We start from the raw sequence: 19,420 nt of genomic DNA on the forward strand, positions 1-19,420 counted from the left end.
CGTCACCACATCCATTCCGTCGCCGGGCGGGTCAGCTCGTACTCGCGTCTTGGGGCCGTGGGGTGGACCTTGCGCCCGCTGTACATCGGCCGGGCCGTCCCCTCCGGGCTGATGCCGATCACGTCGTCGCCGCGCCAGCGCACCTGGTACTCGCGGCCCGCCGCGACCTCGGTGCTCGTCGCCTCCGGCACCGGGAAGGTGACGGTGACGCGCTCGCCCCGGCGGGGCGCGGGGATCGACAGGTAACCGTCCGGCGCCCATGCCCCGGCCTGCGTGCCGTCGTAGCCGCCCGAGGGACGGGAGACGCGGACCTTGGCGTACCCGGCCCAGCCGGGCACCCGCATCCGCAGCTCCGGCAGGTCCTCGTGCACGTCGAGGTCCACCCGGCCCTCGTGGGGGAGATGGCTGAGCACGGTGACCTGCCGGGTGGCCCGGGTGAGGAGCAGGTTGACGCGGGTCACCCGGTCGTCGGCGGTGACGATCGAGTTCCAGCCCCAGAACAGGCCGCGCACGCCGGAGCCGACGCAGCACGCCTGCACGTCCGCGGTGTGCCCGCGGCCCAGCTCGATGTCGCAGACGTAGTCGTTGGGGGCGCCGTACCCGGCGAAGGCGCCGAGCACGCGCTCGCCCACCCGTACGTGGGTCGTCCAGCCGGGCTCGTCGCCCGAGGCGTCGGGCGCGGACTCGACCCAGCTCAGGTCGAGCAGCTGCGACTCGACGAGGTGGTTGCGCAGGAACCGCTCGACCACGCCCCAGTAGGCGGTGTGCCCCGAGCGGGCCAGAGTGGTGCCGGTGCCGATGAGATCCACCAAGGAGCAGCTCTCGTGCTCGTACCGCTGGTCGGCCAGGTCGCCGGGCGTCCAGCCGAACGCGGTGGCCTGGCCCAGGGCCCAGTCGTAGGCGCGGCGGACGAACGCGGTCAGCTCGTGGTCACCGGTGTGCCGGGCGTACCGGGCGAGCCCTTCGAGCGTGCCCAGACGGGTGTGGAAGTGGCCGCTGCGATAGGCGCGGGCCGGGTTGAAGCTCCCGTCCTCGTTGTACACGCCGCTCTTCTCGACGATCAGACGCGCGAACCACCCGCACAGCTCCAGCGCGTCCTCGTTGCCCGTCGCCTGGTGGTAGCGGAGCAGCGGCATGATCAACCGGCCGCTGAACGAGGCCGGGTCGGGGGCCAGGTGCAGCGCGATCGCGTTGGGGGAGGGCCAGCCGCCGGGGGTGTATTCGGAGGCGGGGTAGAACCACACGTCCCGCTCCTTGATCGCGATCCGCTTGAGCGCGGCCACGTGCCGGTCCACCAGCCTCTTGGCCTCGGGATCGCCGTCGGAGACGAACCAGGTGGTCAGCGACAGCAGCACGGCCCGCTGGTCGATGAGGTTGGCGTTGGCCGGCCAGCCCACCTCGGGGCGGGCCTGCCGGTAGCTCAGCCCGTCCTCGCCGAAGAAGCCGATGAGCCTGGTCCTGAAGCCCTCCTCGACGTCCCGCCAGGTGTCCTTGCCCGTCATCTGCCTGGCGAGCAGGCAGGCGTCCAGCAGCCGGCCGTGACTGGAGCCCCAGTCCCAGTCGCCGTGGCGCAGCGACGCGGGGCGGGCCAGGAGATCGGCGCTGAAGTACGGAATTCCGTCCATGTCCTGGTCAGGCAGTCCGGCCACCGCGTTCATCGCCAGCTCGGCCCGTTCTTCGAGCAACACCGTGTCGGGAATTTCGGGCATGGGGGTCCCTTCGCATCAACAAAGTCTCCTGGGGTCCATGCCCTCTCTTGGACATAAATATTCATATCTTGTTGGATATGTGGCCCTGAGGCAGGATGGCCGTATGAGCGATGATTCGGTGGTGCGGCCGCGCCCGGAGGCGGCGGTGACCCTGAGACCCGCTGACGGAGGGCGCATCGAAGGCGGCTTCTGGGGCGCCAGGCAGCGGGTCAACCGCGAGGTCACGATCCCCCTGGGCGGCGAACGGGTCCGCGAGTCCGGCGCCTTCGCCAACCTGGAACTGGCCGCCCGCGGTGCCGGAGGGGAGCACCGCGGGAAGGTCTTCTCCGACTCCGACGTCTACAAATGGCTGGAAGCCGTGGCCTGGGAACGCGGGCAGGCCGAGAGCGACGACCTGGCCAGGTCGTACAAGGAGGCGGCCGACCTGGTCGCGGCCGCCCAGGACCCGGACGGCTACCTGCACACCCACACCCAGCTCACCGGCCGCGAACGCTACTCCGACCTGGCCTCCAGCCATGAGCTCTACTGCGCGGGCCACCTCATGCAGGCCGCCGTGGCCGGCAGCCGCGCCGTCGGCGACGACACGCTGCTGCGCGTCGCCACCCGCTTGGCCGACCACCTCGTCAAGGACCTGCCCGCCGACACGCTCGACGGGCACCCCGAGATCGAGACCGCCCTGGCCGAGCTCTACCGCGAGACCGGCGCCCGCCCCTACCTCGCCCTGGCCGCCCGCATGGTCGCCACCCGGGGCCGGGAGCTCCTGCCGCTCAAGGGTCACCACGGGCCGGGCATCCGCCAGGACCGGGTGCCGCTGCGGGAGGCCGTCACGGTCGAGGGGCACGCGGTACGCGCCATGTACCTGGCCGCCGGCGCCACGGATGTCGCAGTCGAGACCGCCGACGGCGACCTGCTCGCCGCGCTCGGCCGCCAGTGGCGCGACATGGTGGCGACCAAGACGTACCTGACCGGAGGGCTGGGCTCGGTCTGGTACGGCGAGCAGTTCGGCGGCCCGCACGAGCTGGCCCCCGAGACCGCTTACTGCGAGACCTGCGCCGCAGTCGGCAGCGTGCAGTGGTCGTGGCGCATGCTCATCGCCACCGGCGAGCCCGCCTTCGCGGACCTGATGGAGCGCACCCTCTACAACGCCGTCCTGCCCGGCATCTCCCTCGGCGGCGACCGGTTCTTCTACGTCAACGCGCTCCGGGTGCGCGCCGGCGCCAACCCCGACGACCGCCGCGCCGCCGCCCGGGGCCGCCAAGACTGGTACGGCACCGCCTGCTGCCCGCCCAACGTCATGCGCCTGCTCTCCTCACTCGGCCACTACCTCGCCACCCGGGACGACGGGGGGATCCAGCTCCACCTGTACGCGAACGGGGCGGTCCGGGCGGGGGACGTCCTGCTGGGGGTGGAGACCGACTACCCGTGGGACGGCCGCGTCGAGATCGTGGTCCGTGAGACCCCCGACCGCCCGTGGACGCTCGCCCTGCGCATCCCGGCGTGGGCCGATGGGGCGGGCGTGGACGGGCAGTCTGCCGGACCCGGTGGTTATCACCGTGTCCGGCGGACGTGGCGGTCCGGCGACCGGGTCAGCCTGGACCTTGCTGTCCGCCCCCGCCTGACCGCCGCCGTGCCCCGGCTGGACGTGGCCCGCGGCCAGGCCGCCGTCGAACGCGGCCCGCTCGTCTACTGCCTGGAGCAGGCCGATCATCCCGGCGTCATCGTGGACGACCTGTGCCTGGCCTCGTCGGACCTACGCGACGGCGCCCCGATCATCGGCCTGCTCGCCGAGGTGGTGCCGGTCATCGCGCGCGGCCGGGCCCACGTGCACCGGGAGGAGGACGGCGGCTTCCCCTACCGCTCCGCCGCCACCCCGCTGGAACCGGCGCACGAGGGCCCGGCCGATCTCACGTTCGTCCCGTACTATGCCTGGGCCAACCGCGGAGCCGGCCCGATGACGATCTGGACACCCATGCACTGACGCCCCGGACGAGCTGTCGGGATTCCCGGCGTTGATGGAGAACCGCGCATGGGTCAGGCCGGCCTCGAGCAACGACGCAGCCGTCCGGGCATGGCCAGCGATCCACTGGTGGTGACATTGATCATTGTCCGGTCGCATGCTCCGAGGGAGAGTTGTTCACCGCGACGCCCGTGACGGACAGACGTTCCACGTCGCTCACCACGTCCGCCCGCTCCACCCGCGCGAACGAGCTGTCCCTGATCGAGATGCTCCGCAGCGGCTGTTCGGGATACCCCCGCAGCAGGTACGCGCTGCGCGTGCGATCGCTGCGCACCCCCGCCACGTGCACGTTACGGATCGGCGGCGGATCATCCCCGTCGTGCCCGTCCCCGTGGTAAAGGTCGATCGAGACGGCCTCCTTGGTCAGCTCGCTGATCTCGATGTCCTTCACGAAGACGTTCTCCACGAACCCCCCGCGCACCGAGTTCGTCTTGATGTAGAGCCCGAAGTACAACCCGGGCCCACCCCACCGGCACCGCCGCACGAACACGTTCCTGATCCCGCCGGTGGTGTCCGTGCCGATCGCGACGGACCCGTACCGGTACCGCATCTCGCAGTCCTCGATCAGGACGTCCTCGCACGGCACCCCAACGCGCCGCCCGTCCGGGCCGCGGCCCGCCTTGATGGCGATGCAGTCGTCCCCGACGTCGAACACGCACCCCGAGATCACCATCGACCGGCACGACTCGGGGTCGCAGCCGTCGTTGTTCGGGCCGCGCGAGTAGATCGAGACATCGCGCACCAGGACGTTCTCGCACCGCACCGGGTGGATCTCCCACATGGGGGAGCGCACGATCCGCACGCCCTCCACCAGCACGTTCCTGCACAGGTACGGCTGGATCATGTTCGGCCGCAGGTAGTGACCGGCCCCGAAGACGCGCTCTTGGACCGGCACGCCCTCGGCGGCCATGCGCTGCAGCTCGGCCCAGTCCTCGGCCTCGTGCGGCGTGTCCGGCCGCCAGCCGAACTCCGGCGTGCCCACCCACGGCCACCAGTGCTCGAGCCCCGCGCCGCCGTCCAGCGTCCCGGCGCCGGTGACCGCGATGTTCTCCTGGCCGTAGGCGTAGATGAAGGGCGAGTAGTTGTAGCACTCGATGGCCGAGAAGCGGGTGTAGACGGCCGGCAGGTAGTCGGCGGGGTCGGCGCTGAACAGGATCGTCGCGCCCTGCTCCACGTGCAGGTCCACGTTGCTGAGCAGGTGGATGGCGCCGGTGAGGTACGTCCCTGGGGGCACCCGCACATGGCCGCCGCCCGCTTCATGGCATGCCTTGATGGCGGCGCGGAACGCCTCCGTTCCCGAGCCGAACTCGGTGACGTCGAGCCAGCGGTCGGGGAACTCCGGCGGACGCACCCGGTCCCGGAGTTCGTCCGCGTACCGCCAGGCCTCTTCCTCTGTCATGACGCCTTCCTCATACGGAGCGCGTGGTAGAGCGGCAGCGCGATCACCCAGGACGGGTTCCAGGTGTTCGCCTCGCCCTTGCGCTGCCAGTTGGTCTGGAAGAACCCCTCGCCCTGCTCGCCGGGCACGTCGAAGCCCCAGTCGCCTGGCTCCTGGCAGATGCCCTGGCCCATGGCGTGCAGGATCGTCTCGGCCCTGGCCGCGTACCGGGGCTTGCCGGTCAACAGGCCGAACTCCATCAGCTCGGAGGTCGGGAAGAACACGTCGAGGTGGTGATTCTGCACGCTCACCGACGGCCAGCCGCACGCCTTGAAGCCGCGCCGCTCGAACGTGCTGCCCTTGCCGAACTCCGGCGACCACACATAGACGAACGTCAGCAGCCAGTCGGCCGCCGCCTCCGCCCACTCCGCGTACGTCTCGCGCCCCGTGAGCCGGTACATCTCGTGGGCGGCCAGGAAGAAGTACATCCCGGCCTCCTTGTCCTCGCCGGAGGCGTCCAGGGTGGCATGCGCGAACGGCCGCTCGAACGTGGCCGCGTGCAGCCGGTGGTAGCGGGCCAGCACCTCCTCGGCCCGCAGCAGCCACACCCGCTCGCCGCTCAGCCGGTACGCGCCCAGCATGGCCTGCACGCACGAGATCCCCGCCGCGCTGACCATCGACGAGACCGGAGTCCCCATCGGGGTCCAGCCGACCGGGACGACGCCCTCGGGCAGCCGCGTGTGCCAGAAGATCGCGGCGGCGTCCTCCACCGCCTCCTCCCATTCCGGCGGCACCTCCAGGCCCGCTTCCCTGAACCGCAGGGCCAGCCCGGCCAGGTCGGCGATCGTCTCGCCGTGGGCGCGGCTGGAGACGAACTCGCCCCAGTTCTCCGGGCCGTCCTTGCGGAACATCTCCCATCTGCCGTCGTCGACCAGGTAGCGAGCGGAGCGCAGGCCGCGCACCGGCGTCGCGCTGCCCTCGACGTAGAAGTCCGCGGCGCGGCGTGCGCGCTCGATCCGCTCCGGCCGGTTCTCCTCGATGCCGAGCAGGGCGTCGCACAGGGCCAGCCTCATGCACTGGCCGGTCCAGCCGTACAGGTACGAGCGGGGGCGGCCGTGGCGGATGCCCTCGTAGGCGAGGTAGCCGTCGCCGTTCCAGCGCGAGTCCATGGCGTTGGTCTTGAGCCGGACGATGTCGTCCGCCGACAGCGGCCTGGCGGCCTCCTCCCGATAGAGCTCCGTGTGCACGAGCTTCCTGAAGCCGAAGCCGCGCGGCTCGACCGAGCCCCAGTCCAGCGTGTGGCGGGTGGTGATCGTCGCTCCCGGGGCGAGGTCCCGGTAGCCGATCGGGCGGTCCGCCACCTCGGCCTTGCTGACGTAGCAGACGTCCGGCTTCCCGTCGAACGCGATCACTCCGGTCATCGCCGTCACCGTGACCCCCGGCGACCGGATGACGCCAAGTGAGCCGTAGGCGACCGTGCCGTCCTCTTCCGAGCGGGCGGGTTCGGGGTGGGCGAAGAGGCTGACGTAACGGTCGTCCCAGGCGGCGTTGACGGCGGGGATGGGCAGGCGGTGCTCCTCGCAGACGTACCCGATGTGGGGGACCTCGCGACTGGGGTCCGAAGAGGGGTTGTCGTTGTAGAGCACGCCCGGCATGGTGACGTGGGCGTCCTGGGTGGGGAGGGGGAGCAGGAGGCCGGCCGCCATGTCGGTGAGCTCGGTGCCGGAGTCGTTGCGCCAGGTGGTGGTGAGGGTGAGCAAGCCGTCGGGGGCGAAGGCCAGCTCCAGGTACGCGGTCAACGCCCCGGCTGGCGCCGTCACCACCGCGACCCTGCCCGCGCCCCCCGCGTGCGGGACGCCATGGGGCGTGCCTGCTCCGGACAGCGTCGCCTGGCGCAGGTCGACGGTGCCGGGCTCGGGGGGTTCGATGCGCCACGGGCGCCCGGTCGAGGCGGTGAGCAGACCACGCAGCGGCACCCGCAGGTGCGGGGCGTGCGCGTCGCGATGGCCGAGCAGCACCTCCGGCCCACCCGGCCCTGCCACCACCTCGACGACCTTCCCGCCGGGCTCGGAAAGGGAGGCGAGCACGCCGGCTCCGGTCCGGTCGCCGGACTGCTGGTCCGGTGACTCGCGCGCCGACGTCATGGCACCCGCCGTAGCCGAATGGCCTGCCCGGCCGTCCCGGGCAGCGCGACCGTCACCGTCGGGCCCTCCTGAACTCCGTGCGGCGTCACCGTCGTCTCCCATGTGTCGATCACCTCGACCTCGTACCGCCCGGCAGGCACGTCGTACGACCGCTGCGGGAACCGATGCTCCCCGCAGAACTCCAGGTAGAACTCCCCGGGCAGCTCGAGCATCGGAGCGTCGCGATCGACGTAACGGGCCTCGTCCGGGATGGCGACGAGCACCTCCCGCAGCAGCCGCAGCCGCGGCACGGCGTCGCCGACGAGCGCCCCGCCGCTCTCCGACCAGGTCAGCCCGTCCTCGTCCACATACGACTCCCCATGCGTCACGCACCGCCGCCGCACTGCCCCATCCCACGCCTGGGCCACGACCTCCTGCGGGGTCAGGCTCAGCCACGGATCGGACGAGTCACCCTCATAACCGCACATGTCCATGACGACCGGCTTGTGGTGGTCCCGGGTCTGGACCCACGCGTCGCGCGGACTGCGCGCGGTCACGCTGCCGTGGGTGAAGGCACGCCTCCACAACAGCGGCGAATCGGCCGGGACGGTGATCGACAAGGGATGGTGGCCGGGGTCCTCCTCGGCCACCACGTCGGCCAGGCGCACCCAGTCATGCTCCGAGATGCCGGGAAAGCGCGACGGGTCGGCCGACAGTGACCACCACACGTTCGGGTGGGTCGCCAGGCGCGGCACCACCTCCTCCAGGCAGCGGGCCGCGGCGGCCACGTCCGTGATGCCGTCGTCCGGATGCAGCAGCACCAGCTCGGCGGTCACCCCGATCCCGGCCAGCTGCGCCACCCGCTCCTCCAGCGAGTCGAGCGTGCACCGGCCGGCCAGGGCAGCCATCCGCACCCGGTCGAAAGGCGAGGACTCCAGCGTGGCGAGCGTGTGCGCACGCCGCTTGTCATCCTGCAGGTGCCAGGCGAGCGCGGTCGTCGCCATCCCCTTGATGATCATTGCGAAACCCTCGTCATCCGCAGCGCCAGGTACGGGCGGCGCGGCAGCGCGACCCGCACCCGGTCCTTGTGCTCCCCGTCCACCGGGGTGATCGTCATGTTCCACGTATCGATCAGCTCGACCCGGTAGGGGCCGTCAGCCGGCAGCTCGACCGTCACCTGGGCCTGCTGCCGCCGCCCCAGGTACCGCAGGAGGGCGTCGCCGCGGCTCTCCTCCATGCGCCGCAGGAAGGCGATCCTGGCCGGGCTGTCGCCGAACAGCCCGCCGCCGTTGCTGATCCAGGCGCGGTCCTGGAAGCCGAGCAGCGACTCGCCATGGCCGACGTAGCCGCCGCGCGTCATGCCCTCCCAGAACCGGTCCACCAGCTCCTCGCCGGTGACGTTCCCCCAGCGCTTGTCGAGGTTGCCCTCGTAGCAGATCTCGTCGAGCACCACGGGCTTCGGGCAGGCGCGCAGCCACTCGTCGGTCGGGGTGACGTCCCAGTGCTGGATGCTCTGGTGCGTCACCCAGGGTTTGGTGAAGTCGTACAGGGTCGCGATCTCGTACATGCGGGTCCCGTTGTGGATCGAGCGCAGGTGCTCGTACGGGTCCAGTCGCGCGATCGTACGCAGGATGTCGTCCCAGTCCTCGACGGTCTTGGACTTGTTGAAGTCGTACTCGTTGGCGGCCGACCACCACACGTTGCGGTAGGCGGCCAGACGGGCGATGACGTACCTGAGGTAGGCGTGGTCGGTCTCCCGCCCCATGTCCTCGATGCCGCGCAGACCCCCGTCGTACGGATGGAAGAGGATCACGTCGGCCTCGATCCCGGAGTCGCGAAGATCCTGGATACGGGACTCCAGGTGGCGGAAGAAGACCGGGTTGAACCGGGTCTTGTCCAGCCCGTCGGGGTCATGCCCGGCGAACGGCACCTCGGGCGGCATCATCGCGCCGGTCGGCAGGACGCACATGCGCAGCTTGTTGAACGGCGAGGCCGCGAGCGTGCGCAGCGTGCGCTGCTCGCGCTCCTCGTCCATGTCGTGCGTCCAGTGGTAGCAGGTCGTCCCGAAGGGCAGGTACGGCGTGCCGTCCGCATACTCGAAGTCGATGCCGCAGGCCCGCACGGGGCCGTGGTTGCCCTCGGAGGCAGGCGATACCTCGAAGGCGCCCGTGTGCCCGTCCAGCTCGGTCACATTGCTCACGGTCGTGTAGCTCCACGGACCCACCGCGTCCGGCATGAACCGGATGCGGTAGACGCCTTCGCCGTCGTAGAAGCCCTCGGCCTCTACGATGCGATTGCGGAACTGGTATCGGGCCGACAGGCGGACCTCCGCGAAGGGGTTGCCGCCTGCAGGACCGGCCAGCTCGAGCTCGTGGACGCCCCAGCGTTCCACGGTGGTCAAAGGGTCACCAGTCCTTCCCGGCTGCGGCCTGTGCCTTGATGTAGGCGGGGATGCCGTCCTGTTCGGTGACGGTCAGCGACTGTGTGGGGGTCATGCCGTCGCGCAGGATGTGCTGGCGGAAGACCTGCCACAGGGGGAGGTCCCAGTACTCCGTGTTCTGGTAGTTCTTCACCGTGGCGTTCTCGCCCCAGTAGACGGCCGAGGTGTCGAGGTTCGCCAGTTCGGGGACGCTCTTGCCGAAGTTCGACACGACGTCCGGCGTCTGCAGCACGGCCTTGACCCCCTGCTTCGACAGCTCCGTCTGGGCCTCCTCTGACACCAGCCACTTCACGGCCTGCAGCGCCTGGTCCTTGTGAGCCGCCGCCGGCGGGATGAACGCGGCCCGCGTGTTCGGCTGGTAGACCGCCTTCGAGCCCTGGCTGAGCACCGGCACCGTGGAGACGCCGATGTCGACGCTCTTCGCGTCCTCCTTGAACTGCTCCTCGTCCCCGTCCTCGATGAACAGCTCGCGGCCCGCGTACATGTTCAGCCGCGACAGCGTGTCCACAGCCATGGCCAGGTGGCCCGGCTTGGCCATGTCGCCCTTCATGAAGTCGTTCACGGTGGTGAACTCGTTGCGCGGGATCATCAGGAACCGGTACAGGCTCTCCACCTGCTGCTTCCACCCGTCACCGGTGACGCTCACCTTGACGTCCTCAGGCTTGGGCTCCTCGCTCGTCGTCGGCAGGAACGGGTAGAGCCCGAGCTGGTTGAAGTCGAGGTACTGGTCGGGGTGCTGCATGTAGCCCTTGTAGTGGTCGAGCCCGTCGTCGCGCGTCAGCTTCTTGGCCAGCTTGTACGCATCGTCGTACGTCATGCCGGCCTTGGGGTAGGACACCCGGAACTTGTCGAAGATCTTCTTGTTGTAGAGCAGCACGTGCTCGTCGATGAAGAGCGGCACGCCGTAGACGCCGCCGTCGGAGCGCGACTTGACCAGCTCGACGGCCGCCTGGTTCAGCTTGCTCAGGTCGATGCCGGCCTGCTGCAGCGATGGGGTGAGGTCGCCGACCCAGCCCAGCGGCTCGAGGTCGCGGTCGATGCGGGTGCGCGGGTCGTCGATGACGATGTCGGGCGTGACGCCGGCCTTCTTCAGGTCCTCGTAGCGGACCGGGTAGTCCCACGTCGCGTACTTGATCTTGACGTTGGGGAACGCGGCCCGCAGCTTGTTGCCGATGACCTCGTCGAAGACCTTGCTCGCCTGCCGGTTGTCGTCGGCGGTGGCCTCGAACGGCTTGTAGTTGGCCGCGAAGATGAACAGCTCGTCGTCGCAGACGCTGAACGGCTTGTTGTACTTGTTCGGCACGTCCTTGCAGGCGGCCGCCGAGGCGTTGGAGGGGACGGCGGTTACGGTCAGAGCGAGTGCGAGCAGCGCGAGCCCGCGGACCTTCTTGTTCATTCTGTCTCCCCCTTGGTAGGCGTGTAACTGCACTTGGGCACGACGTTGCGGCGCACGCCGTTCTTGAACTCGGTGATCGTGTGCTGGGGCCAGTTGGACAGCAGGCCCACGGAGTCGCGGAGATACTGCTCGTTGAACACGACGTGCCGGATGTTGTTGCGGTTGTAGGAATAGACCATGTGGATGAAGCCGTCGCTGCTCTGCGTCATCACCGGATAGGTGAACTGCGGGCCCGACTGGGCCTCGACGTCGACCGAGTTCTCCCAGGTCCGCCCCTTGTCCGGCGACAGCGACAGCCGCATGGGGGAGCGGTGCTCGACCCAGGGGTTGTAGGCCAGCACCAGCTTGCCGTCGTCCAGCTTGAGCGCGGCGATCCGCGAGTTCGGGTTCCCGATGGGCTCGGCCACGGGAGCGCTCCAGGTGCGGGCGAAGTCGGTGGACTGGCTCTGGTAGATCGCACCGTCGCCGGTGCGCATGTACGCCATGAGCTTGCCCGGCTCCACCTCCACGACCGTCGGCTGGATCGAGCCCTTCGGCGTGCGGATCCAGCTCGTGTGCTCCTCCGGGTACGCCTTCCACGTGCTCATGTCCTGGCTGAACACGTAGAAGGCCGAGCTCGACCCGGCCTCGTCGTAGATCGGCAGCAGCACCTCGCCGTTCGACATGCGGATCGGGTTGGTGCCGACCATCCACCCCCACTCCTTGCGGATGTAGGTCGGATCGCTCCAGGTGTGGCCGTCGTCGTCCGAGGTGATCAGCCGGATCGGGGCCTGTTCCCAGCCGTGCCCCTCGATCGTCACGAAGAACAGGTAGAGGCGCTTGCCGTCCGACCACAGCACGGGGTTGCCGTCGGCCTTGCCCGGCTCGTCGAACACCACCTCGGGCGCCGACCAGGTCTTCTTGCCCACCGCCAGGCGCGACAGGTAGAGCGCCTGGTTGGGCGCCCCCTCGGAGGTGCCGCCGTAGTAGACGGTCAGGATGTCGCCCGTCGGCGCCTGCGCGATGGCGGCGGCGTGCACCTTGGGGACGTTCGGGTCGGGGGCGGCCACGTCCTGGCGGCAGGCGTAGGAGCCGGTGGGCTCCACCCGCACCTCGCCGCCGCCGTCGTCGGTGAAGTACGACGGGACGGCCACGGCTGCCGCCATCGCGCCGTACAAAATGCTCTGCCTGAATCTCATGGCTGGCCAATCTCCAGGTATTTGATGGTTTTCCGCAGGTAGGAAAAGGCGACGTGGAGGCGCCCGCCGCCGCCGTCGATGACGCTCGGGTAGGAGTAGCCGAGCTCGTTCTGCCAGTACTCGGGGTCGGCGTCCTGCAGCACCTGCCGGTACGGCCAGCAGGCGCCGCCGTCCTCCGACACCGCGAGGACCAGCGGGGTGCGCAGCGCCTTCTTGCGCTGCCGCCCGTTCTTGGTCACCCATCTGAACTGGTCGCGCTCCAGGCTCGCGTCGTTGTAGACGAGCGCGAGCCTTCCACCCACCCTCGTGAGCTGGACGGAGGAGTCGTTGTTCGGCAGGTCGGTCCGCTCGGGGGCGGACCAGGTCCGGCCGTCGGCGGAGGCCGAGGCGTGGATGCGCCCTGCCCTCCGGTCCCTGAACAGCGCGAGGAGCCCGCCGTCAGGGCGTTCCGCGATGGTCATCTGCACCAGCTCGCGGCTGCCGGGGACCTCGTGCTCGTCCCACGTCCGCCCGCCGTCCGCGCTGACCTTGACGACGCTGCGGTCGCCGGATTTCCCGCAGTGGTAGGCGGGCAGCAGCCAGTCGCCGCCGTCCAGGATCAGCGGCGGGTGCCGGACGAACGTCCCTGGCTCGGCGAAGAGCACGCGGGGCCCGCTCCACGTACGTCCCGCGTCCGCCGAGGTCCTGGCCACGACGTGCGCGGTCGTCTGGTCGTACGGCTCGCTGGAGGTGTGCAGCAGCCAGACCAGCCCGTCGCTCTCGAACAGCACCGGGTTCTGCTCGCTGTGTCCGGGGTCGGCGGCGACGATCCGGGGTGGCTCCCAGCGGTCGCCGGTCAGCCGCGACAGCACGACGTTCGTGCCGGGATGGCCCTCCTGGGGGCCGCTGAACCACGTGCACAGCAGCTCGCCGTCGCGCGTGCGCAGCAGATTGGCGGCGTGGTTGTCGGGGCCGTGCGGCGCGGGCAGCAGCGCCTCGCGCGCGTTCGGAAGGACGGCGGACGGGCGGACGATGCCGTCGAAACGTGGGTCCGTCATGCGGTCACCTCGCGCACGTCCGGGTCGGGCACGCCCCGCAGCTCCAGCTCCTCCGCGAAGTGGCAGGCCACCCGGCGGCCCCCGACCTCGCGCAGCGGCGGCGCGTCCGTACGACAGGTGTCCTTGGCGTACACGCAGCGCGGATGGAACGGGCAGCCCGGCGGCACGTGCGCCGGGTCGGCGATGTCGCCCAGCAGCTTGATCCGCTCCCGGTGCCGCTTGGCCGCCGGGTCGGGGTCGGGCACCGCCGACAGCAGCGCCTCGGTGTACGGGTGCCGCGGCCGGGCGTACAGCTCCTCCGTGGGGCCCTGCTCGACGACCTTGCCCAGGTACATGACCGCGACGACGTCCGCGACGTGCTCGATGATGCCGAGGTCGTGGCTGACGAACAGGTAGGCGAGGCCCGACTCCTCCTGCAGGTCCGTCAGCAGGTTCAGGATCTGGGCGCGGACCGACACGTCCAGCGCGCTCACCGCCTCGTCGGCCACCACCAACCGGGGCGACAGGGCCAGCGCCCGCGCGATCCCGACCCGCTGACGTTCGCCGCCGCTGAAGGCGTGCGGGTAGCGGTTGGCGTACTCGGGGCGCAGGCCCACCCGGTCGAGCAGCTCGCCGACCCGCTGGTGGATCTCCTCCTTGGTGCCGTACCCGTGCGCGCGCATCGGCTCGCCGATGATCTCGCGCAGGGTCTTGCGCGGGTTGAGCGAGGAGTGCGGGTCCTGGAAGATCATCCGTACCTGCGCCCGGTACGGCTTGAGCTCCTTCTCCTTCAGCCCGGCCACGTCGATCATCGAGCCGTCCGGCCGCCGGTAGAGCATGCGCCCGCCGGTCGGGTCGTGCGCCCGCACGATGCAGCGGCCGAGCGTGGTCTTGCCGCAGCCGGACTCCCCGACCAGGCCGAGCGTGCTGCCCGCCGCGATGGTCAGGTCCACCTCGTCCACGGCCTTCACCGCACCCACCTGGCGGCCCAGCAGCCCGCTGCGGATCGGGAAGTGCTTGGTCAGCCCCTCGATGCTGAGGAGAGGTTCGGTGCTCACGCTTCCTCCTCGTAGAGCAGGCAGGTGACCTCGCGGTCGCCCACCGGAACCCGGCGCGGCGGCACCGTGTCGCACTTCCCGGCCATGACGGCGTCGCAGCGGGGGTGGAACGTGCATCCGCCCGGGCGGTTGAACGGCGGCGGCACCATGCCCTTGATCGCCGTCAGCCGCGTGCGCGAGGCCCGCCCGAGCCGGGGCATCGAGCGCAGCAGCGCCTTCGAGTACGGATGCCGGGGCGCGGCCAGCACCTGCTCGGCCGACCCGTACTCGACGACCCGGCCCAGGTACATGACCGCCATGCTGTCGGCCACCTGCGCGGCCACTCCCAGGTCGTGCGTGATCAGCATGATCGCCATGCCGAACTCCGCCTGAAGGTCCCGCAGCAGCTCCAGGATCTGCGCCTGGGTGGTCACGTCCAGCGCGGTCGTCGGCTCGTCGGCGATGAGCAGGCTCGGCCGGCACGACAGCGCCATCGCGATCATCGCCCGCTGCCGCATCCCGCCGCTCAGCTCGAACGGGTACGCGTCCACCCGGCGCTGCGGCATGGGGATGCCGACCCGGTCGAGCATCTCGATCGCGCGCTGCCGGGCGGCGGCCTTGCCGACGTTCTCGTGCAGCCGGACCGCCTCGACGATCTGGCTGCCGATCGTGTGCACCAGGCTCAGCGACGCCATCGGTTCCTGGAAGACCATCGCGATGTCGTTCCACCTGATCTGCCGCAGCAGCCTGCGGTCCGCGCCGACCAGTTCGACGGGGCCGCCCTCACGGTGCAGGGTGATCCGCCCGCCCTCGATGTGGCCCGGCGGGTCCACCAGGCGCAGGATCGAGCGCGCCATGACGCTCTTCCCGCAGCCGGACTCGCCGACGATGGCCAGCGTCTCGCCCTTGCGCACCCGCAGGTCCACGCCGTCCACAGCGGACACCACGCCGTCGTCCAGGAGGAAGTGCGTGTGCAGGTCCTCGATTTCAAGCAGCACGTCGTCTGCGGCCACGCCGAATCCTCCTGTTCCCGTACGGATCGGCGGCGTCTCTCAAGCCGTCACCGAAGAAGTTCATGGCGACCACGACGATCACCACCGCGACGCCTGGTGCCAGCAACCACGGCGCGTTGGCCACGACGCGCACGTTCTGCGCGCCTTCCAGCAGCACGCCCCAGCTCACCGCGGGCGCCTGCAGGCCGAGCCCGAGGAAGCTCAGGCTCGTCTCGCCGAGGATCATGCCCGGGATGGCCAGCGACAGAGACGCGATGATGTGGCTGGCGAACGACGGGATCATGTGCCGGAAGATGATCGACAGCCGGCCCACGCCGTCCAGCCGCGCGGCCATGACGAAGTCCTCCTCGCGCAGCGACAGGAACCGCCCGCGCACGTCTCTCGCCAGCCCGGTCCAGCCGATCAGCGACAGGATCACTGTGATCGCGAAATATCTGGTCAGCGGCCCCCAGTCGGTCGGGAGCGCGGCCGAGAGCGCCATCCACAGCGGCAGCGTCGGGATCGCGATGAGGAACTCGATCACCCGCTGCACGACGTTGTCCACGCCGCCCCCGAAATATCCGGATATGCCGCCTATGAGCATGCCGAGTAAGAAGCTCGCCGCCACGCCCACCAGGCCGATCGACAACGACACCCGCGCCCCGTGGATGAGCCTGGACAGCAGGTCGCGCCCGTTCTGGTCGGAGCCCAGGAGGAAGACCGGCTCGCCCTTGGCGACCGGGCCGATCAGGTGGATGTCCGACGGGATCAGGCCGAACAGCTTGTACTCGTCGCCGTGCACGAACAGCCCGACGTCGGTCCGCCTGCCGGGGTCCTCGGTGTAGCGCTGCTCGTACGTCTTGGGGTCGCGCTCTGTCCGGTAACCCTGCACGTACAGGCCGAGGTCACCCGAGTAGCGCAGCACCTGCGGCGGCGCGTACGTCATGGACGTGTTCGCGGTCGAGCTGGACATCGGCGCGAAGAACTCCGCGAAGATCGCCACGAAGTACACCGGCACCAGGATGGCCACGCCGGCCAGCGCGAGCCGGTGCTTGCGGAACTGCCGCCACATCAGCCGCCACTGCGGCAGCGTTCCCACTTCCTTGGTCGGTCGCCTGAGGAACATGCGGCGCTACTCTCTCTTGTACCGTTTGCGGATTCGCGGATCCCACCACGCCAGCGCCAGGTCGCTCAGCAGGGTCCCGATCACGGTCAGCGTGCTGAGGATCATGATGAAGCTGCCGACCAGGTACATGTCCTGGTTCATGACGCCGCGCAGCAGCAGCGGGCCGCCGGTCGGCAGGCTCATGACCACCGACACGATCGTCTCCCCGCCGATCAGGCCGGGCAGCAGCCAGCCGACCGTGCTGAAGAACGGGCTGAGCGACATCCGCACCGGGTACTTCAGGAGCAGCTTCCACTCAGGCAGGCCCTTGGCCCTGGCGGTGTGCACGTACGGGCGGTAGAGCTCGTCCAGCAGGTTCGCCCGGGTGACCCGGATCATGCCCGCGGTGCCCGACACGCCGATCACCACGATCGGGACCCACAGGTGGCTCAGCAGGTCGAGGACCTTGCCCAGGTTCCAGGACGCGTCCTGGAACTCGGGGGAGAACAGGCCGCCCACGCTCTGGCCGAGGAAGCGGAAGCCCACGTACATGAGGACCAGCGCCAGCATGAACTCCGGGACCGCCATGCCGATGAACCCGAAGAAGCTCGCCGTGTAGTCGCCCCACGAGTACTGCTTGACCGCGCTGTAGATGCCGATCGGGAACGCGATCGCCCAGACCATGAGCAGCGAGCTGATCGACAACACCGCCGACAGGGCGATCCGCTCGCCGATGAGCGTGGAGACCGCCTGGTTCCAGGCAAACGATTGACCAAAGTCCCCGTGGAAGACGATCGCCGTGATCCAGCCCCAGTACTGCACCACGAGCGGTTGGTCCAGGCCGTACCGGTGCCTGAGGTTGGCGATCTCCGCCGGGGGGATGTTCTCGCCGCCCGACTGCGCGTTCGCGACGAGCGTCGAGACGTAGTCGCCCGGCGGCAGGTTGATGATGACGAACGTGACGATCGAGATCGCCCAGAGCGTCACCACCACGTACACCAGGCGGCGGCCCAAGTAACCAAGCACGTCGGCCCCTCAGAGGGAGTACTGCTCGGGCTGGGTCGGCCCGGGTGTGATCTGGGCGCTGGCCATCGAGTCGGGCACGTTCTTGAAGCTGTTCGAGACGATGCCGTACTCGTCCGGGTACGTGCTGATGCCGATCGCGTAGAACTGCTGCGACGCTATCTCCACGACCTTCTTGGCGGACTCGATCGCCTTGGTGGAGTCGTACTCGGTGCGCATCGCGGTGAACGCCTCGAGCTGGTCACGGACCTCCTTGGGCGGCTCGTCGCCGGACTTGCCGTTGCTGCTGTACCACTGCGCCCAGCGGATGCCGTAGCGCGCGCTGCCGTTGTTGCTCGGCACGTAGTAGTGGTCTCCGCCGGTGCCCGTGATGATGTCGAAGTCGCTGCAGGTGTACGTCGAGGCCTGCGGCTGGTTCGCCATCGAGCGCTCGGTGAACAGCGTGTCCGCGACCGGGTCCACCCGGAGCCCGACCCCGACCGCCTCCCAGCCCTTCTTCACGAACTCCAGCGCCGCGGTGTGGTGAGGGAACTCGGTGCTGGCCATGATCGTGACGACCAGCGGCTTGCCGTCGGGGCCCAGGCGCTTGCCGTCGGCGTCCTTCTTGGTCAGGCCGGCCTTGTCCAGGTGCTCGTTCGCCTTCGCGGCGTCGAACTCGGTGTACTGCTTGGCGAACGTCTCGTTGTAGACCACGTTGCGCTTGGACGGGGCTCCCTGCCAGGGCTCGCCCTGGCCCGCGTACACGCCGTCGATGATCTCCTTGCGGTTGATCGCGTACGACAGCCCGATCCTGAAGTTCTTGTTCCTGAACAGCTCGCGCAGGCCGTCGTCCGCGAACGTCTGGTTGAACTGGATGATCATCGTGTTGCTCAGCCGGCTCGCCACGTCGAATATCCGGTACTTGCCCTTGGCCGCGTTCTGCGCCACCAGCGGCTTGTTCTCCGGCGTGTTGAAGTTGCGCAGCTGCATGCCGAGCTCGCCGTTCATGATCTTCAACAGCTCGACCTGGACGTCGTTGAGGATCTCCGCCCTGAACCGGTCGATGTACGGGAGCTGGCGCCCCTGCTGGTCGACCTTCCAGTAGTACGGGTTGCGCTCGGCCACCAGCGCCGTGCCCTGGCCGATCGCGTTGCTCACCTTCCAGGCGTGCAGAGTGGGCTGGTCGGCGTTGTGCCAGAAGTCCTGCTTCTGCATGAACAGCTGTGTCCAGTCCTCGAGCTGCGCCTCCTTCGCCACCTTGTCGGCGTCCGGGTTGTACTTCTTGTGGAACTGCTTGAGGTAGTGCTTGGGCAGCAGGAACCCGTTCGCGCCAGGCCGCTCGAACGTCGCCACGGCGATCTGGAACAGGAAGCCCGCCTTGGGCTCCTTGTAGACGTACCGGACGGTCCGCTCGTCCACCTTCTCGACCTTCACCCGTTCGGTGGTGCTGCCGTTCTCCAGGTAGAGGTCGTAGATGCCGGTGGTGTGCAGGTCGTGGTAGGCCGCCACGTCCTCGAAGGCGAACATCATGTCGTCGGCGGTGCACGGCTGGCCGTCCGACCACTTGAGGCCCTCGCGGAGGCGGAAGACGTACTCCCGGCCGCCGTCCTTGACCTCGAACTCGGCCACGTTGGGCACGATGTCGTCCGGGCCCTTCTGGCCGTTCGTGCCGGGCTTGAGCCTGACGAGCGGCTCGTACCCGAGGGTGCTGGTCAGCCAGTCGATGTCGTCCTCGCCGACGAGGGCCGAGGTCCACGTGCCGCCGTACTTGCCCGCTTCCTTCAGCGGCGTGACGACGAGGGGGTTCTTCGGCAGACGCTGCTCGAGCGGCGGCAGCTTGCCGCTCTTGACCAGCTGGGCCAGCGCGGGGGCCTCCTTGGCCGACAGGTCGGCGGCCTGCGCGGCGCCGCCCGTGTCGGGGCTGGTGTCGAGGAAGCTGCATCCGGTGCTGGTCGCCAGGAGGAGGAGGCCTCCGCCGCGGAGCAGGTTCCTCCTCGTCAACGGTTGGTTTGTCATGGGGGGTACTC

14 protein-coding genes are annotated in these 19,420 nt (G+C 69.6%); 1 reads left to right on the forward strand and 13 read right to left on the reverse strand.

The annotated features are described in order from the left end of the window. Nucleotides 1–2: 2 nt before the first annotated feature. Nucleotides 3–1,709, reverse strand: coding sequence for a hypothetical protein (locus tag ACQPWU_RS15605; RefSeq protein WP_433440533.1), 1,707 nt, complete (start codon nt 1,707–1,709; stop codon nt 3–5). A 103-nt stretch (nt 1,710–1,812) separates the two neighbouring features. On the opposite strand from ACQPWU_RS15605, the gene ACQPWU_RS15610 reads away from it, so the two are divergent. Then, on the forward strand, nt 1,813–3,687 hold the full coding sequence (locus ACQPWU_RS15610; protein ID WP_433440535.1) for a glycoside hydrolase family 127 protein: 1,875 nt from the start codon (nt 1,813–1,815) through the stop codon (nt 3,685–3,687). Nucleotides 3,688–3,808: 121 nt separating this feature from the next. Here the strand turns inward: ACQPWU_RS15610 and ACQPWU_RS15615 are convergent, their stop codons facing one another. The 12 genes from ACQPWU_RS15615 to ACQPWU_RS15670 are packed head-to-tail and all read right to left on the reverse strand — an operon-like array spanning nt 3,809 to nt 19,409. Continuing rightward, nucleotides 3,809–5,125, reverse strand: coding sequence for a glycoside hydrolase family 28 protein (locus ACQPWU_RS15615; RefSeq protein WP_433440537.1), 1,317 nt, complete (start codon nt 5,123–5,125; stop codon nt 3,809–3,811). Beyond that, the gene (locus ACQPWU_RS15620; protein ID WP_433440539.1) at nt 5,122–7,248 is read right to left on the reverse strand and encodes a hypothetical protein; all 2,127 of its coding nucleotides are present in this window, start codon (nt 7,246–7,248) and stop codon (nt 5,122–5,124) included. Before ACQPWU_RS15620 ends, ACQPWU_RS15615 begins: the two co-directional genes overlap by 4 nt. After that, the gene (locus ACQPWU_RS15625) at nt 7,245–8,246 is read right to left on the reverse strand and encodes a DUF5605 domain-containing protein (RefSeq protein ID WP_433440541.1); all 1,002 of its coding nucleotides are present in this window, start codon (nt 8,244–8,246) and stop codon (nt 7,245–7,247) included. Before ACQPWU_RS15625 ends, ACQPWU_RS15620 begins: the two co-directional genes overlap by 4 nt. Further along, nucleotides 8,243–9,619: a DUF5060 domain-containing protein gene (locus ACQPWU_RS15630; protein WP_433445218.1), complete on the reverse strand. Its 1,377-nt coding sequence runs from the start codon at nt 9,617–9,619 to the stop codon at nt 8,243–8,245. The genes ACQPWU_RS15625 and ACQPWU_RS15630 overlap by 4 nt, the downstream gene beginning before the upstream one ends. A gap of 13 nt (nt 9,620–9,632) precedes the next feature. Further along, nucleotides 9,633–11,063: an ABC transporter substrate-binding protein gene (locus ACQPWU_RS15635; RefSeq protein WP_433440543.1), complete on the reverse strand. Its 1,431-nt coding sequence runs from the start codon at nt 11,061–11,063 to the stop codon at nt 9,633–9,635. Continuing rightward, nucleotides 11,060–12,241: a sialidase family protein gene (locus tag ACQPWU_RS15640; RefSeq protein WP_433440545.1), complete on the reverse strand. Its 1,182-nt coding sequence runs from the start codon at nt 12,239–12,241 to the stop codon at nt 11,060–11,062. Before ACQPWU_RS15640 ends, ACQPWU_RS15635 begins: the two co-directional genes overlap by 4 nt. After that, nucleotides 12,238–13,278 carry a sialidase family protein gene (locus ACQPWU_RS15645; protein WP_433440547.1) on the reverse strand — a complete coding sequence of 347 codons (1,041 nt, stop codon included), beginning with the start codon at nt 13,276–13,278 and terminating at the stop codon, nt 12,238–12,240. The genes ACQPWU_RS15640 and ACQPWU_RS15645 overlap by 4 nt, the downstream gene beginning before the upstream one ends. Further along, nucleotides 13,275–14,315, reverse strand: coding sequence for an ABC transporter ATP-binding protein (locus ACQPWU_RS15650; RefSeq protein WP_433440550.1), 1,041 nt, complete (start codon nt 14,313–14,315; stop codon nt 13,275–13,277). Before ACQPWU_RS15650 ends, ACQPWU_RS15645 begins: the two co-directional genes overlap by 4 nt. After that, nucleotides 14,312–15,307: an ABC transporter ATP-binding protein gene (locus ACQPWU_RS15655; protein WP_433440552.1), complete on the reverse strand. Its 996-nt coding sequence runs from the start codon at nt 15,305–15,307 to the stop codon at nt 14,312–14,314. Before ACQPWU_RS15655 ends, ACQPWU_RS15650 begins: the two co-directional genes overlap by 4 nt. Beyond that, nucleotides 15,282–16,412, reverse strand: coding sequence for an ABC transporter permease (locus ACQPWU_RS15660; protein ID WP_433440554.1), 1,131 nt, complete (start codon nt 16,410–16,412; stop codon nt 15,282–15,284). The genes ACQPWU_RS15655 and ACQPWU_RS15660 overlap by 26 nt, the downstream gene beginning before the upstream one ends. 6 nt (nt 16,413–16,418) lie before the next feature. Further along, nucleotides 16,419–17,417 carry an ABC transporter permease gene (locus ACQPWU_RS15665; RefSeq protein WP_433440556.1) on the reverse strand — a complete coding sequence of 333 codons (999 nt, stop codon included), beginning with the start codon at nt 17,415–17,417 and terminating at the stop codon, nt 16,419–16,421. A 9-nt stretch (nt 17,418–17,426) separates the two neighbouring features. Further along, nucleotides 17,427–19,409 carry an ABC transporter substrate-binding protein gene (locus ACQPWU_RS15670; protein WP_433440558.1) on the reverse strand — a complete coding sequence of 661 codons (1,983 nt, stop codon included), beginning with the start codon at nt 19,407–19,409 and terminating at the stop codon, nt 17,427–17,429. Between the last annotated feature and the right edge of the window lie 11 nt (nt 19,410–19,420).

It is taken from the genome of Nonomuraea sp. CA-141351 (assembly GCF_050944675.1).
Classification (GTDB): Bacteria; Actinomycetota; Actinomycetes; order Streptosporangiales; family Streptosporangiaceae; genus Nonomuraea.

Excerpts from the sequence above, each read along its gene's own strand:
- ACQPWU_RS15605 (WP_433440533.1), bottom strand. The coding sequence starts at position 1,709 with ATGCCCGAAATTCCCGACACGGTGTTGCTCGAAGAACGGGCCGAGCTG.
- ACQPWU_RS15610 (WP_433440535.1), top strand. The coding sequence starts at position 1,813 with ATGAGCGATGATTCGGTGGTGCGGCCGCGCCCGGAGGCGGCGGTGACC.
- ACQPWU_RS15615 (WP_433440537.1), bottom strand. The coding sequence starts at position 5,125 with ATGACAGAGGAAGAGGCCTGGCGGTACGCGGACGAACTCCGGGACCGG.
- ACQPWU_RS15620 (WP_433440539.1), bottom strand. The coding sequence starts at position 7,248 with ATGACGTCGGCGCGCGAGTCACCGGACCAGCAGTCCGGCGACCGGACC.
- ACQPWU_RS15625 (WP_433440541.1), bottom strand. The coding sequence starts at position 8,246 with ATGATCATCAAGGGGATGGCGACGACCGCGCTCGCCTGGCACCTGCAG.
- ACQPWU_RS15635 (WP_433440543.1), bottom strand. The coding sequence starts at position 11,063 with ATGAACAAGAAGGTCCGCGGGCTCGCGCTGCTCGCACTCGCTCTGACC.
- ACQPWU_RS15640 (WP_433440545.1), bottom strand. The coding sequence starts at position 12,241 with ATGAGATTCAGGCAGAGCATTTTGTACGGCGCGATGGCGGCAGCCGTG.
- ACQPWU_RS15645 (WP_433440547.1), bottom strand. The coding sequence starts at position 13,278 with ATGACGGACCCACGTTTCGACGGCATCGTCCGCCCGTCCGCCGTCCTT.
- ACQPWU_RS15660 (WP_433440554.1), bottom strand. The coding sequence starts at position 16,412 with ATGTTCCTCAGGCGACCGACCAAGGAAGTGGGAACGCTGCCGCAGTGG.
- ACQPWU_RS15670 (WP_433440558.1), bottom strand. The coding sequence starts at position 19,409 with ATGACAAACCAACCGTTGACGAGGAGGAACCTGCTCCGCGGCGGAGGC.